Consider the following 14,400-nt stretch of genomic DNA (forward strand, 5'->3'; position numbering starts at 1 on the left):
ACGTTTAAAATTCCGTTTGAGTAAGAATTCCGTAAAGTTGCTCTAAACTTAGCATTGTTATTTTTCCAGTGTTGACAAAAAAACGTAATTGTAAACTGCAATTATTCCACAATAAATTTCATATTTTTAATTCAGAATTGTTTCCGTCTGAGTAATTTCCGCTATTATTTGCAACGTGTTTTTATATGGTTTGTTGCGTGTTTTAAGCACCTAATTTAGTAAATAATTATCGACCAAGAAAGTCCGCGAGGACTTTCGTAAGTAGGCGAGAACAAGCAATAAATTATATACGGTGTTGGCAAATCGTTTTTATTCCGCAATTAATGTCAAACTCAATTTTCCATATTGTTCAAGAGAATCATTTGCATTAATTTCATAAGTATAATTTCCATTTTCAAGTGGTGTTTCTCCTGTGTAATCTATTGGTTGTAGTGTGTAGGTTTCTCCATCAATTTCTAATTCCACAAAAGCATATCTATAAGCAGTCTCAAATGTCTTATAACTTGTCATTTCTTGAGAGCTAATATTCTCGAAATCAGCATTGCCAGTCGTAGTGTTTACAATAATATTTTGGAAGTTATATTCACTAACATTTGATAATCGAATATTCAATTCAGACTTGCTATTGTCGTCGTCATTTGAGCAACTTGTTATTGATGCAATTGTCATAATCAAGATGAGTATTTTTTTCATAATTTTTCTTTTAAATTTAATCGTTTTTTTATATTTATAAAGTTGCTCATAAATGTTTGCCAACGTTTTTGTATATGGTTTGTTGCGTGTTTCAAGCAACTAATTTAGTAAATAATTACTGACCAAGAAAGTCCGCGAGGACTTTCGTAAGTAGGTGAGAAGCCTGCAATAAATTATATACGGTGTTGGCATTTCGTTGTTTTTTATTCCGACTTAATTAACTTTTTGTTTTCCTGCGTTTGAGTGAGTTCTTTCATTATTTTATTCCGCAAACTTTTTCAATTCCGATTGAGTGAGGAATTCCGCAACTTGCTTAATTCCGCATTCAATATAGGTTCTACTTTTCTATTCAGTTTCCTATTCAGCAAACGAGCAATAACTCATTTTTTTTTAATTCCTTTTTTATAAAAAATTAGATTATTGATTTATTTTTAAGTTCTAAATATTTTTTGTCAATTCTTTTAAAAGAGAAAAGAGCTGTCAAAATTCCTAATACGGAAGATATTGAATAAAGTATAATAAAATCTTTCAGAATTTTTATTGAAAAAATAAATCGATTATCGCTTAATTCGAATAGAATCATAATTATCGAAAATGGAAGTGCCCAATAAATCATTCCTTCTTTTAGTAAATATCTCAATTTATTTTTTCTTTTACTTTTCCATTTTTTGTAATAATTTATTTGTTTTTTGTTTAATTCCATTTTTTAAGATTTCTGCTCAATGAATGCCAACGTGTTTGTGTATGATTTCGTTGCGTGTTTCAGCAACTAAATTAGCAAATACAAACCGAATAGAAAATCCGCGAGGATTTTCGTAAGTAGGCTAGTACTAGCAATGAATTATACACGTTGTTAGCTGTAGTTATTTTCATTCACAGTAATTAATTCAGCCAATTTCTTTGCAACATTTTCCATTGTATCCTCTTGTGTATCTAATCCATTTCTTGACCCTAACAATGGACTTACATCTCTCAATTCATCATAAGTTGTATTGTGGACAATAGGTACAAGCTGATCTGTAGCAAGTAAAGCAGATAATTCTTTTTCTGCAACACCTTCGTTCTGTACTCTTTTCAAGAAGCTAGGTGTTACTAAAACAATTCCAATTTTAGATTTTGCTAAACCTTTATCGATTTCCCGAAGAAATGAAGTTCCTAATGGTATATCTTTTTCACTGAACCATACATTTACACCATTTGATTCTAGCAAGTTGTATAATTCTAACGCAGATTCTTTTCTGTCATCCCAAGCGTGGCAAAGAAAAATATCTCTAATATCAGGTTTTTCAGCTCTTTTTTCAACGACTTTTCTAACAGGTGTAAGTGTATTTATCTCTGCTGAAGTATAATAAATAGTAGAGCCAGAATTTGACCAAGAAGCTTTTCGAGTTCGACCTTTTGAACTATTATAATTTCCAGATGAAGACGTTCTTCTGCTCGAAGTATAAGAGTTTTCATAGGATGGATATGAATATCTAGAACTATATCCACCATATCTATTTCTACACGCTGGACAATTAGCTGCACCACCTGCTGTTCTATGTCCTCTTGAAGGTGCTGTACATCTTGCCATATTTTTATATTATTATTTTAGGTTGACTATATTAATAATTTACTTACATCTTTAGTTACGGAAAACCGTATTTGATATATTCGGACGTTTTCTCAAATTACAGCTAACGGCTTTGTGCATGATTTCGTTAAGGAAAAGAGCGCAGCAATTTTCCGAATTTGAACGAAAGATAATAAAAGTGCGAGGAAATTCCGCAAGGAAATTCCACCTTAATGAATTATGCACCTTGTTGGGTTTTCGTTTTATGGTTTTTCCGTTGTATTTTAATTTTCAGTTATTATTTCCGCAAAGATTCTAATTCCGCAATTATGATTTCCACGTTTTGGTATTCAATTCAGTTTTCAAAACTTCTCAAAACTCTCAAAGTTTGTAATTTTATTTCAAACCTCTCCAGTTTTAGATTTTTATTTAACGAAACAACTCTAAACTTGAATTTCTCTGATTTATAAAAATTGACTTAAAAAACTAAATTGTTCAAGCTACTTTTTTTGAGTTCTAATTAAATTCCAATATAGCTTTTCTGTGAATTTTTCCGTCTTTGCAAAAAATCACTTTAAAAACTGAAAAACTTGAATTTTTAACGATTTTCGCTAATGAAACCCAACGTGATTGTGTATGATTAGTTGCGTTGATTTAGCAGTAAAGTTAGTAAATAATTACTGAATAGAAAGTACGTGAGTACTATCGTAAATTGGCTAAAAGCAAGCAATTAAGTATACACCGTGTTGTAGCACGTTTTTGTTCAATTCTATTCAGTCTGCTCATTAATTTTCACTTCATTTACCCATTCCTTTCTTTCATCGTTTGAAATATTTAATTCATTTGCTTTTTTTCCAAAACTGGTTAAACGATAAAATTTTCCTCCATCAACTTTATTAATGGAAATTGTATCTAGTGCAAAAGTAATTCCTGTCATATCTACAATTTTGTGATGGTATAAAGAATCCGAATTATCCGAAAATTCGCTAATAAGAGAAGACAACTCAATTACACCTTTCTTATATGAGAATTTCCCAATATCATAATATCCGCTTCCAGCACATAAAAACTCAAATTTATAGTGCATTTTGTTATTAATTTCAATATTAGAGTAGCAAGCTCCATGTATATTGTTTTGATACCTTCCTCTGATAAATATAACTTCACTTTCAGTTTCTCTTAAAGAATTACCTGCTAGATATTTTTGTACTAACTTTTGCTTTAATTGAGACGGTACGGTCATATTTTTTTGTCCTTTACAATTTAGAATGCTCATCAACAGTAAAATGGCAAATATTTTTAAATTCATTATTAGTACTGGTTTTTAATGTGCTACAACGTGATTGTGTAAGATTAGTTGCGTGTTTTAAGCAACTAATTTACTAGATTAATTACGAACGACGAAATTCCGAAGGAATTTCCCAAGTGAGCCAAAACTAGCAATTAATTTTACACGGTGTTGTAAATAGTGCTTTTGTTCAATTCAGTTCAAGTATTGGTTTGTCAATTCCTCTGCTATAATAAACATATCTGTTAATATTTAAATCACTAAATATTCCGTTTTTATAAATTTCATTTAGTAATTCAATTCCGATATTATCCAATTTTTCGGTATGTTCTCGTTTAGATTCAAGTTCTTTTAAACTCATTCCAGTATAAGGATAATATTCTTCATACCATTTTTTTAGTCGGTTAAGAAAATCAGATGGGATTTTTGATTGGTCAACATTTATCATATAATCTCCATTTTTAAGAATCAATATTCCGTAACATTTTGAGAAATCCTCCGTAGCTAAAGTCAGTTTAATTTCGTTTTTCATTTTAATCAGCAGAGTTTGTCCGCATTATTTACAACGGTTATGTATAAAATTACGTTGCGTGTTTTAAGCACTAAAGTTAGTAAATAAATAACAAATTTAAAGTCAGCGAGAACTTTCGTAAATAAGCTAAAATTAGCAATTAATTTTATACGGTGTTATGTGCTTTTATTCTTTTTTGTTCATATTGCTTTTTAAAGTACTTTAACATTTCTTCAGCTGAATTCACAGCCCAAATAGCTAAACTAGGTGTCAGTACTCTCATAGGCCATGAATGAGATATTTCTCTAGTTTCAACTTCTTTTGGTAATTTTTTTAGTATTGGATGAGTTGTTTTTGGTGAAGGAATAATTTGTTCATAATCTGATAACTTAAAATGAATAAATTCGTTTCTGATTGCAATTAAAGATTTGAAATCGTTCCAGATTTTTTGATTTGGAGTCCACATTTCTTCACAAATACATTCACCTAAAATTGTCCATTTAAGTGTTAACTCTGTATTTCTCTGAAAATGAAGTGCTCCATTGTTAAATTCATTTGGTATTTTATGAAGGCTTGATTCTGGATAATTTTTTATATCATCTAAAAAATAAGCGACTTGATTTATGTATGCTTCTAAAGCAGAAACAGAAAGGATTAGGCACGAAAGTGGAGCGTGAATGGCATTATCATTCTTATTTATTTCTTCCAAGATATTCTTTGCAGATAGTAAGTACATATTTGCCATATCAGGCAATTCATACAACTTATACCATCCATTTTTAATTTCTATCCTTTGCCAAGATAGACGACCTTTTGATAAATCACTATCTCTAAAAATAAAATCTAACCTTGAAGTTTGTTTGTTCTTGTTTTCTTTTAACTCCTCTGATATTCCAGCAAAACGAAAGGGAAAGTCAATAGGTTCATGGTCAGCTTCTCCACAACAATCAGTATATTTTTTTCCGCTTTCGCATATACATAAAGCTTTACTTTCAAAAGGCTCTTTGGCAATTCCTGATTGCTTTGCATACTCAGTAGCTTGTTCTTTTTGAAATTCTGCTTTTTGTAGAATTACAGTATCTTTAATTTTATTGCCAATTTCAATCGATTCTGTAGCTAAAATTTTTGCTTTTTTAAACTGTTTTAAAACTAAGTATAAAGAAGTTAGATTCCTTAAACTAATTGCAATACCATGTAAATCCCCTATTTTTCTTGTTATCCATAAATCTTTTCGGAGATATGCGATTGCTCCTTTGAAATCTTCCTTTCTCCAATAGTGTAAACCAAGATTACAATAATTAGTGCCTAAACCTTCTAAATCTCCTATTTGATTCTTTGAATGTATGTTTTCCTTAAGTAATTCGACACCTTTATCAACAATCGTATCATTCGGGCTGTGTAACATTAAAATAGCTTTGTTAGCTTTAGCTCGTTCAAAATGCTCTATCTCTTCTTCATTATCTTTTAAAAGTGAAATTGATTTGTCTAAACATTTGTGTGCTGATTGAATTTGTCCTCCGTTTATATATATTTTACTAGCTTCTACTAAAAATAGTCCAGCTCCTTCTTTATTATCAATAGCAGAAAGTAGGTAGTTAATTATTTTATCTAATTCTTTAGTTGCTAATTCAAATTTCTCAATTGCAGTTAGTGATTTAGCCTTTAGTTGAATAAGATAAATATATATATGAGAATCGGAATTTATTTTTTCTTTTTCAAGTTCTTTAATTAACTCTAATGCTTTATTGTGAAACCCTCTTCGTTGATAAGCTCCAGTTAAATTCAAATTTAGTTGTCTCTTAAGTTCATTTGATAAACCAGAATAAATTAATAAGTTTTCTAATTCATTTATAGACTCTATTAGCAGAGATTCATCATGTGATAAAGATTTTTCAGAAATAGCACGTAGCTTATCATAAACCTTTTCATCCTCTATATTCTTTAAGTTACAGCATTTTTTGTTTTTCTTTTTACTACCACAAAAACAAACTTCATTTCTTTCTATTTTCATATATCAATTTCACTTACCGATTTTTTTAATTGCACATAACGGTTTTTTGTATAGAAAGTTGCTTTGTAAGTGCGCGGCGAATTTTCCGCAGGAAAATTGGACTTAGTAAAAAAGCACAGACTATTTAGTTTAGCTAAAATAAAGCAATTTTTCTATACAAGTTGTTGGCAAATGCGTTTTTTTCGATAGATAATTCCATTTTTTGCTTTTCTAATATTTTCAAAATTCAATATTTGAGTAAACAATTCCGCAAAGGTTTTCAACTCCGCAAAGGTTCTAAATTCCGTAAGAGTGATTTTCTAAATTGATTTCTAATTTTTCAACGTTTAAAAATTCCGTTTGAGTAAGAATTCCGTAAAGTTGCTCTAAACTTAGGATTGTTATTTTTCCAGTGTTGACAGAAAAATGTAATTTAAATTTATGCCACAATAAACTTCTTGTTTTTAACTCAGAATTATTTCCGTGTGAGTGATTTTCAAAGTTTTTGCCAACGTGCTTGTGTATGATTTCGTTGCTTAGTTTAGCAACTAATTTAGTAAATACAAACCAAATAGAAAATCAGAGAGGATTTTCGTAAGTAAGCTTGCACTAGCAATGAATTATACACGTTGTTGGCAATAGTATTTTATTCAACGAGATTTCCATTTTCATCCCATTGTTTATATTCTTTGGTGTCAAAATTTTTAACTGATTGGATATTTCCGTTTGAATAATATCTTTTATGTATTCCAATTTCAGTTCCATTAAGGAACTCTAATTCATATTCTACATTTTTATTTCCAAATCTGCTTATGCACTTTCCATTCGGTAATCCGTCAATAAAATTTTGTTCAAATACTATTCCTCCATCAATGAATTTTGATATAATAGTTCCAGTAAATAATGAGTCGTTTTTATATAGAATAAAATCAGAATCCGAATTGCCTTTGAATGATACTTTTCCGTTTTCGTTATAATATTTAACTGTTGCTGAACCATCAGATTTTCCAATGATACTGCTCTTTACATGCCCATTTAAATAGTAGTCTGTATATAATTTGTCAGACCTTTTTAATCGAGGCTTATCATTTTCGTAAAATTCCGTAAAACTACCATCGGTAAAATCATCTATTTTGGTTCTATTTCCATTTTCATTGTAGTTCGTACTTTGCTTAATAGAATTCCCAGCATCATAAAAACGTTTCCATTTAATTTGTCCATTTTCATACCAATCAATGCATTCTCCGTGAACTTGTGAATTTTTTACAGGAATAAGAGATTTCTTTTTTCCACTTTTATAGAAAGAAAGTCGAATATCTTCTTTATCGGACTTAATGAACTTCAATTTTTCAATTGATTTGTCTTCGTAAAAACTTGTATCAATTTTCATAAAATCATTATGATTAATATCTAATTTTTCTAATTCATTTTCAAGAATTGACTTTTCTTGACAAGCGTTTAGAAAGAGTAAAGAGATTAAAATTAGTAATATTTCGTAGGTTTTGGTCATATTATTGCCAACGGTTTTTTGTATAGAAAGTTGCTTTGTAAATGCGCGGCGAATTTTCCGCAGGAAAATTGGACTTGGTAAAAAAGCACAGACTATTTAGTTTAGCAAAAATAAAGCAATTTTTCTATACAAGTTGTTAGTAAATGCGTTTTTTCGACAAGTAATTCTGTTTTATGATTTCTGATATTTTCAAAATTCAACGTTTGAGTAAATAATTCCGCAAAGATTTTAATTCCGCAAAATTGCTAAATTCCGCAAGAGTGATTTTTTGGGTTCAGTTCTGTTTTTGTCAATTTTTTAAAACTCCGTTTGAGTAAGAATTCCGAAAAGTTGCTCTAAACTTGTGTTTTTTATTTTTCCAGTGTTGACAAAAAAAGGTAATTTAAATTCGAGTTATTCCACAATATATTACAATACTTTAACTCAGAATTGTTTCCGTCTGAGTGATTTCTAAAGTTTTTACTAACGTTTTTGTATATGGTTTGTTGCGTGTTTCAAGCAACTAATTTAGTAAATAATTACTGACCAAGAAAGTCCGCGAGGACTTTCGCAAGTAGGCAAGAAGCCAGCAATAAATTATATACGGTGTTGTGTACAGTATTTATTTTAGTTCTTTCAATTTTTTGATTAACAAGTCAATTTGTTTTGAATCCATTCTTTTAACCATTCTTAAAGCAACTCCATTTATTCTATTTTCGTCATAATGATATAAATGTGAAAATATTTTCTCTTTTAGGTCAAAAATAAAATTGTACCTCAAGTCTTTTATTCTTTGATGAAATTTTTTAAGGTCAATAAAGTTCAATTTATCCGCTTTCCTAAATTCAATAATTTGTTTTAGAGTGTCTGGTATTTCCTCGTTGTTAGAATGTTTGATATAATTATTTACTTTCCTTAAATCGTTTATATCATTATAGTTTTTCAGGTCACTAAAAATAATTCCTTTGCTTTTAAAAATAGGTTTCAAATTTTCAAATGAGCGAAAGTCTTTTTCGTCAAAATCTAAAGATGCTTTTAAAAGTCTTTTTAGGATTAGCTCAAATTCTTTATAATCATTTATTATTATCATTTCATAAATTGACAATAACCTGTTTTCAATTGAAAATATTTCATCTAAAATATAAGGTGTTTCGTAATATTCTCCTCCAGCTTCTTTTTTGTATGCTTTTTTAAATTCCTTTTCCGCTTTTCCAGCTTCAATATATAGATTTTCGATTGCTGATTGAAGAAGTATCTCAAGGTCAGGAAATTCATATTCTTCCAAATATGTTTCCAGCCCTATTTTATTCATTTCTCTTATGTCGTGAGGATTTTCCATCATATTGTACACAACGGCTTTGTGCTTATAGTTTGTTGCGTAAATTTAGCGAAAAAATAATAAATAAAACACAGACTTTTACGCTTGCGAGGTTTTTCCGCAGGAAAAACTGTTTAGCAATAAATTATGCACATTGTTGCAAATTGTAGTTTTTTCATTTCTACTTTTCTAATATTTTCAAAATTCAGCGTTTGAGTAAACAATTCCGCAAAGATTTTAAACTCCGCAAAGTTGCTAAATTCCGCAAGAGTGATTTTTTGCGTTCAGTTCTGTTGTTGTCAACGTTTAAAATTCCGTTTGAGTAAGAATTCCGTAAAGTTGCTCTAAACTTAGCATTGTTATTTTTCCAGTGTTGACAGAAAAACGTAATTTAAATTAGAATTATTCACAATAAATTTGATGATTTTTAATTCAGAATTGTTTCCGTCTGAGTGATTTTCCGCCATTACTTGCAACGTTGTTGTATATGATTTGTTGCGTGTTTTAAGCAACTAATTTAGTAAATAATTATCGACCAAGAAAGTTCGCGAGGACTTTCGTATATAGGCGAGAAGCAAGCAATAAATTATATACGGTGTTGTAAAACGTTTTTTATTCGGGCGGTTTTACCATTTCCCAAGTCGGATAAATCACAGAATCATTTATTTTCATTAGTTCTTTTTCGCATATTAATTTTCCAATAAATTTGAACAAATTTAAGTCCGTTTTATTCCATTCAATTTTAAAGTCCACCAAAGAATCAAGAACTTTTCCGTTTTCCTTAATAATTAATGCTGTCATTCCAGTTGTTGGATTGATTTCTTTTTCTATTCTGTTTTTAGGATTAATTTTATAAATTAATTCAGATAATTTCTTTGATTCAGTTTCATTTAACTTTCCTTTATAATTCCCAAATTCATTACGAATTTTTCCGTCAACAAACAATGTGCCTTTTTTAATTATTATGTTATAATAAACATCCGAATTACAATTCAAGTTTCTGAAAAAAGTTTTATAATGAAGTACATCTGAAATTCCTATTTCGTATGGTTTTTCAGGTTTTTCACAACTCACCACAATAATCAATATAATAAATATCAGTAATATTAGATTTCTCATTTTTTGTCAAATGTTTTACAACGGTTTTTTGTATAGAAAGTTGCTTTGTAAGTGCCCGGCGAATTTTCCGCAGGAAAATTGGACTTAGTAAAAAAGCACAGACTATTTAGTTTAGCTAAAATAAAGCAATTTTTATATACAAGTTGTTGTAAATTGTGGTTTTTTCGATTTATAATTCTGTTTTAAGCTTTTCTATATTTTCAAAATTCAGCGTTTGAGTAAACAATTCCGCAAAGTTGCTAAATTCCGCAAGAGTGATTTTTTGCGTTCAGTTCTGTTGTTGTCAACGTTTAAAATTCCGTTTGAGTAAGAATCCCGTAAAGTTGCTCTAAACTTGGGATTGTTATTTTTCCAGTGTTGGCAGAAAAACGTAATTTAAATTAGATTTATTCCACAATAAATTTCTTGCTTTTTAACTCAGAATTGTATCCGTCTGAGTGATTTTCCGCCATTATTTACAACGTCTCGGCTATGAGTAGTTGCGTTGGTTTACGATTAAATTTACAAGTACACACCAATCTGAAAATCCGTGAGGATTTTCAGAAGTAGGCGAGAACAAGCAATTACTTATAGCCATTGTTGTACTGCGTTTTTTATTTTATTCGTTCATTTATTTTTTCGAACCACAAATCTCTTTCACTAACGACAAAATCGAAATCTTTTCCATTGTTGGTTATTATTCTGATTCCGTTGTCAATTAGTTTTGCGGTTTTCCTTTTTAGAATTTCTTTTATTGTTGAATATTCAATATCAGTTTGTCCCTTTTGAACATTTATTTTGTGCGATTTAAAAATCAATTTTTTATTTGTCAAGAAAATTTTTCCGCCAACTCCTTCAATTCCACGGAATAAGTTTGCAGGACCTTCAATTTCGATTTCTTCATTTAATTCAAGTTCAGGTTTTATTTTTGTTCCCATTTTTTTAGAAAACTTTCCAGCAAGTTTTTCATTAATATAAGGAAATCCAATTCCGAAAAAAATCCCAAAGAAAACACCTTGAAAAATAAGACTATTGATTGAGTAAAGTTTTTCGTCAGAGAAATAGTCAAATGTCCAAAGTAAAAAAGTGTAAAAAATTCCTGTTCCGATTGCAAATATAATTCGGTACTTCCAGCTCATTTTTATCATTTTATTTCCTATTTCCATAATGTTTGGTTTAAATGCAGTACAACGGCTTTGTGCTTATAGTTTGTTGCGTAAATTTAGCGAAAAAAATAATAAATAAAGCACAGACTTTTACGCTTGCGAGGTTTTTCCGCAGGAAAAACTGTAACCGCAATAAATTATGCACATTGTTGCAAGTTGTGGTTTTTCGGTTAATAATTCCGTTTATGTTTTTTCCAATATTTTCAAAATTCAACGTTAGAGTAAATAATTCCGCAAAGATTTTAATTCCGCAAGAGTGATTTTTTTGGTTCAGTTCTGTTTTTGTCAATTTTTTAAAACTCCGTTTGAGTATGAATTCCGTAAAGTTGCTCTAAACTTGGGATTGTTATTTTTCCAGCGTTGACAAAAAAAGGTAATTTAAACTCGAGTTATTCCACAATAAATTTCTTGCTTTTTAACTCAGAATTGTTTCTGTCTGAGTGATTTTCCGCCATTACTTGCAACGTGTTTGTGTATGATTTCGTTGCGTGTTTTAGCACTAAAGTTAGCAAATAAATCACAGATAGAAAGTCCGCGAGGACTTTCGTAAGTAAGCTATAACTAGCAATGAATTATACACGGTGTTGTAAATAGTACTTTTTTCAATTCAGTTCAAATATTGGTTTGTCAATTCCTCTGCTGTAATAAATATATTTGTCAATATTCAAATCGCTAAATATTCTGTTTTCATAAATTTCATTTAGTAATTCAATTCCGATTTTATCCAATTTTTCGGTATGTTCCTTTTTAGACTCAAGTTCTTTTAAACTCATTCCAATATATGGATAATACTCTTCGTACCATTTTTTCAGTCGAGAGAGAAAGTCAGTTGGAATTTTTGATTGGTCAATTTCAATCATATAATCTCCGTTTTCCAGAATTAAAATTCCAAAACATTTTGCAAATGGTTCTGCCGCTAAAGTCAATTTGATTTCTTCTTTCATTTTGCAGCCATTAATTTTCCATATATTTTTTTTCGTTCGGATTCAGTTTTTGTATTGTCGAATAAGTTAAATGTTCCAAACCAATACAGTCTTTCATTCATTGTCATTCCACCAATTCCATCAATTGCAGAGTTTTTAAGTTCAATCCACATTCCATAAACTTTATCAAAGTCCTTTTGATTTTTAATCCAAGTGTTTCCAAGAAAACGTTCGATATTTTCCCCTAATTCAATCGCATTTCTTTCGTCAGTTTTCCAGCTTTCTAAATTATCAGCTAATTTTTGAATGGAATCTTCTTTTGAAATTTTTCGAATGTTATTTGCTAACTCGTCTAAATTCATTTTCTGCGGTCAGTTTGGGTATTATTTACAACGGTTTTGTGTATGATTAGTGGCGTGTTTAAGCACCTAATTTAGCAAATAAAAACCGAATAGAAAATCCGCGAGGATTTTCGTAAGTAGGCGAGAACTAGCCATTAATTATACACGTTGTTGTAAGCAGTACTTTATTTCTGCCATAGTTCAAATGTTTCATTATCAGCACAACTCGCTGATTTTATCACGTTCTCAAAATTAAATCCATCATATTTGGAAACTATGTCGTAAACTTTATTCCAGCCATCTGAACCTTGCGGAATAGAACAGCCTTTTCCATTTCCCATTAAAATTAACCAAACATCTGGCAGAAATGGTCCTTCGTCAGTATTTATTAATTTTATTTCTTCAATTTCATTCCAGTCGATTTGTTCGGTTTTCCTTTTTGGATGAGTAACTTTTACATAAACGTCCGTGATTTCTGTCTCATAATAATCTTCAGGTTGTTTTTTGTTTGTATTCTCATTTTTTGAGCCAAATATTTTATTCCAAAATCCCATTAACTTAATTGTTTTAATTCAAGTTTTAAATTCTCTTTTGCTTGGTTTTCGTACAATTGCTTTAAACAATCAGTTTTATATATAAAATCCAATTCCAATATGTTTTTCAGTACTTTTTTTCTTCCTTTTCGGTACATAAAGTCTGGATAAATTTGATATTCTTTTCTTATGCTCTCACAATATTTTTTATATTCTTGAGGATTTTTTCCTAAAACTGAAAGGTCTAAATCCAAAAGTATGTTTGTGTCATAGTCATTCGAATTTTTATGCTCTTTTGTAGCCTCAATTTGTGACATACATTCATTTAATTTGTCAAATGAAGTTTTAGAAATTCTATTTGCAAATGTTAAAGCACTTTGATGTTCGTTATTACTTTTTGTGGGTTTGTAAATTATGTCGTGATAATAAATGGCAAACAATAAACAGTCTAAATCTTTTACTTCTGATTGAATTTTGTTTAATTCCGAAAGCATATTTTCTAAATGCTCAAGATTATGATAATGACGTGATTTTGATGAATAATTGCTCTCAATTTCGTTCCAACATTCCAGATTATAATCTTCGTTCTCCGAATATTTTCTAATCAAATTCAGAAATTTTTCTTTTATCATCTCGGTTTTTTTGGGTATTGCTTACAACGTGTTCGTGTTATGGCTAGTTACGTTGGCTAGCTTAAAGATACTAAACTATCACGAACCAGAGGAAAATCCGAAGGATTTTCCGAGTACACACAGAACAAGTAATTAGTTATACACGTTGTTGTACACCGTTTTTTATTCGCAATCATTAAACACATTCCATTCCAATGTAATGATTTTTGATTTCGCATCAAATGAAAAATCGATAATAGTTTTGTCAGTTTTCACACATTTTAAAATCAGATAATCTGTTTGTAATTCATTCAAGAACCAAAATCCGTAAATTTCAGCCCAATGAGCATCTGGAATACATTCTTTTTTTTCTTTTCGAGTTAACTTATTAAACTCATCAATCGATATATGCTTAAATTCAGGCATTGTCATTTGTCCTAAATTTAATTTTTTGTTGTCGTTGAGTGGTACATTTTTAATATGAACTATTAATCCGTTAGTATTCTCAAAATATAAATCAGATAAGTTTTTTCCGATTGGTATTTCCAGTTCAAATTCGCCATTTACATCAGAGCGTTCGTATTCACTACCTAATTTTGTATTCAATTCAAATGAAACTTTTATAAGTGGAATTTCAGAATATCTTTCGTCATATTGTTTGATAAATTGACCACAAACTTGTCCGTATCCGATATTAAAATTGGATAAAATCAGAAGTAAAAATGGTATGACAAATGTTTTTTTCAAATGGTGTACAACTCGTTATATAGAGAAATAACTTCCTTTTTTTTGTTAAATTATTCCCGATAAAAGGAACTTTGGTTCTTGTTTATCAGCTCTTAAAAAACGCATTTCATAGCAATAAAATGTTTTTTTAAGAGCTACTA

General features: G+C 29.7%; 15 protein-coding genes. All 15 read right to left on the minus strand.

Annotated features, from left to right (window positions below):
- Positions 1–309: 309 nt before the first annotated feature.
- Positions 310–693 (minus strand): hypothetical protein, encoded by a 384-nt coding sequence (locus AC28QF_RS12370; RefSeq protein WP_488202120.1) that lies wholly within the window; start codon positions 691–693, stop codon positions 310–312.
- A gap of 412 nt (positions 694–1,105) precedes the next feature.
- A complete protein-coding gene (locus tag AC28QF_RS12375; protein WP_488202121.1) occupies positions 1,106–1,396 on the minus strand; it encodes a hypothetical protein in 291 nt (96 codons plus the stop codon).
- A 150-nt stretch (positions 1,397–1,546) separates the two neighbouring features.
- Complete coding sequence (locus AC28QF_RS12380) at positions 1,547–2,266, minus strand: toll/interleukin-1 receptor domain-containing protein (protein ID WP_488202122.1); 720 nt, start codon at positions 2,264–2,266, stop codon at positions 1,547–1,549.
- 748 nt (positions 2,267–3,014) lie between these two features.
- Positions 3,015–3,554: a hypothetical protein gene (locus AC28QF_RS12385; protein ID WP_488202123.1), complete on the minus strand. Its 540-nt coding sequence runs from the start codon at positions 3,552–3,554 to the stop codon at positions 3,015–3,017.
- Positions 3,555–3,723: 169 nt separating this feature from the next.
- The gene (locus tag AC28QF_RS12390) at positions 3,724–3,981 is read right to left on the minus strand and encodes a hypothetical protein (protein WP_488202427.1); all 258 of its coding nucleotides are present in this window, start codon (positions 3,979–3,981) and stop codon (positions 3,724–3,726) included.
- 229 nt (positions 3,982–4,210) lie between these two features.
- On the minus strand, positions 4,211–6,055 hold the full coding sequence (locus AC28QF_RS12395) for a tetratricopeptide repeat protein (RefSeq protein WP_488202125.1): 1,845 nt from the start codon (positions 6,053–6,055) through the stop codon (positions 4,211–4,213).
- A gap of 625 nt (positions 6,056–6,680) precedes the next feature.
- Positions 6,681–7,544 (minus strand): toxin-antitoxin system YwqK family antitoxin, encoded by an 864-nt coding sequence (locus tag AC28QF_RS12400; protein ID WP_488202126.1) that lies wholly within the window; start codon positions 7,542–7,544, stop codon positions 6,681–6,683.
- Between the two features lie 601 nt (positions 7,545–8,145).
- On the minus strand, positions 8,146–8,865 hold the full coding sequence (locus AC28QF_RS12405) for a hypothetical protein (RefSeq protein ID WP_488202127.1): 720 nt from the start codon (positions 8,863–8,865) through the stop codon (positions 8,146–8,148).
- Positions 8,866–9,453: 588 nt separating this feature from the next.
- Positions 9,454–9,960: a hypothetical protein gene (locus AC28QF_RS12410; protein WP_488202128.1), complete on the minus strand. Its 507-nt coding sequence runs from the start codon at positions 9,958–9,960 to the stop codon at positions 9,454–9,456.
- Positions 9,961–10,553: 593 nt separating this feature from the next.
- Positions 10,554–11,105: a GRAM domain-containing protein gene (locus tag AC28QF_RS12415; RefSeq protein ID WP_488202129.1), complete on the minus strand. Its 552-nt coding sequence runs from the start codon at positions 11,103–11,105 to the stop codon at positions 10,554–10,556.
- Between the two features lie 602 nt (positions 11,106–11,707).
- Positions 11,708–12,049 (minus strand): hypothetical protein, encoded by a 342-nt coding sequence (locus AC28QF_RS12420; protein ID WP_488202130.1) that lies wholly within the window; start codon positions 12,047–12,049, stop codon positions 11,708–11,710.
- The gene (locus AC28QF_RS12425) at positions 12,046–12,390 is read right to left on the minus strand and encodes a hypothetical protein (RefSeq protein ID WP_488202131.1); all 345 of its coding nucleotides are present in this window, start codon (positions 12,388–12,390) and stop codon (positions 12,046–12,048) included. Before AC28QF_RS12425 ends, AC28QF_RS12420 begins: the two co-directional genes overlap by 4 nt.
- Before the next feature lie 164 nt (positions 12,391–12,554).
- Positions 12,555–12,923 carry a hypothetical protein gene (locus AC28QF_RS12430; RefSeq protein ID WP_488202132.1) on the minus strand — a complete coding sequence of 123 codons (369 nt, stop codon included), beginning with the start codon at positions 12,921–12,923 and terminating at the stop codon, positions 12,555–12,557.
- Complete coding sequence (locus AC28QF_RS12435; protein WP_488202133.1) at positions 12,923–13,534, minus strand: HD domain-containing protein; 612 nt, start codon at positions 13,532–13,534, stop codon at positions 12,923–12,925. The genes AC28QF_RS12430 and AC28QF_RS12435 overlap by 1 nt, the downstream gene beginning before the upstream one ends.
- Before the next feature lie 162 nt (positions 13,535–13,696).
- Positions 13,697–14,119 (minus strand): hypothetical protein, encoded by a 423-nt coding sequence (locus AC28QF_RS12440; RefSeq protein WP_488202134.1) that lies wholly within the window; start codon positions 14,117–14,119, stop codon positions 13,697–13,699.
- Positions 14,120–14,400 lie beyond the last annotated feature (281 nt).

The organism is Tenacibaculum sp. M1.3A, assembly GCF_057732375.1.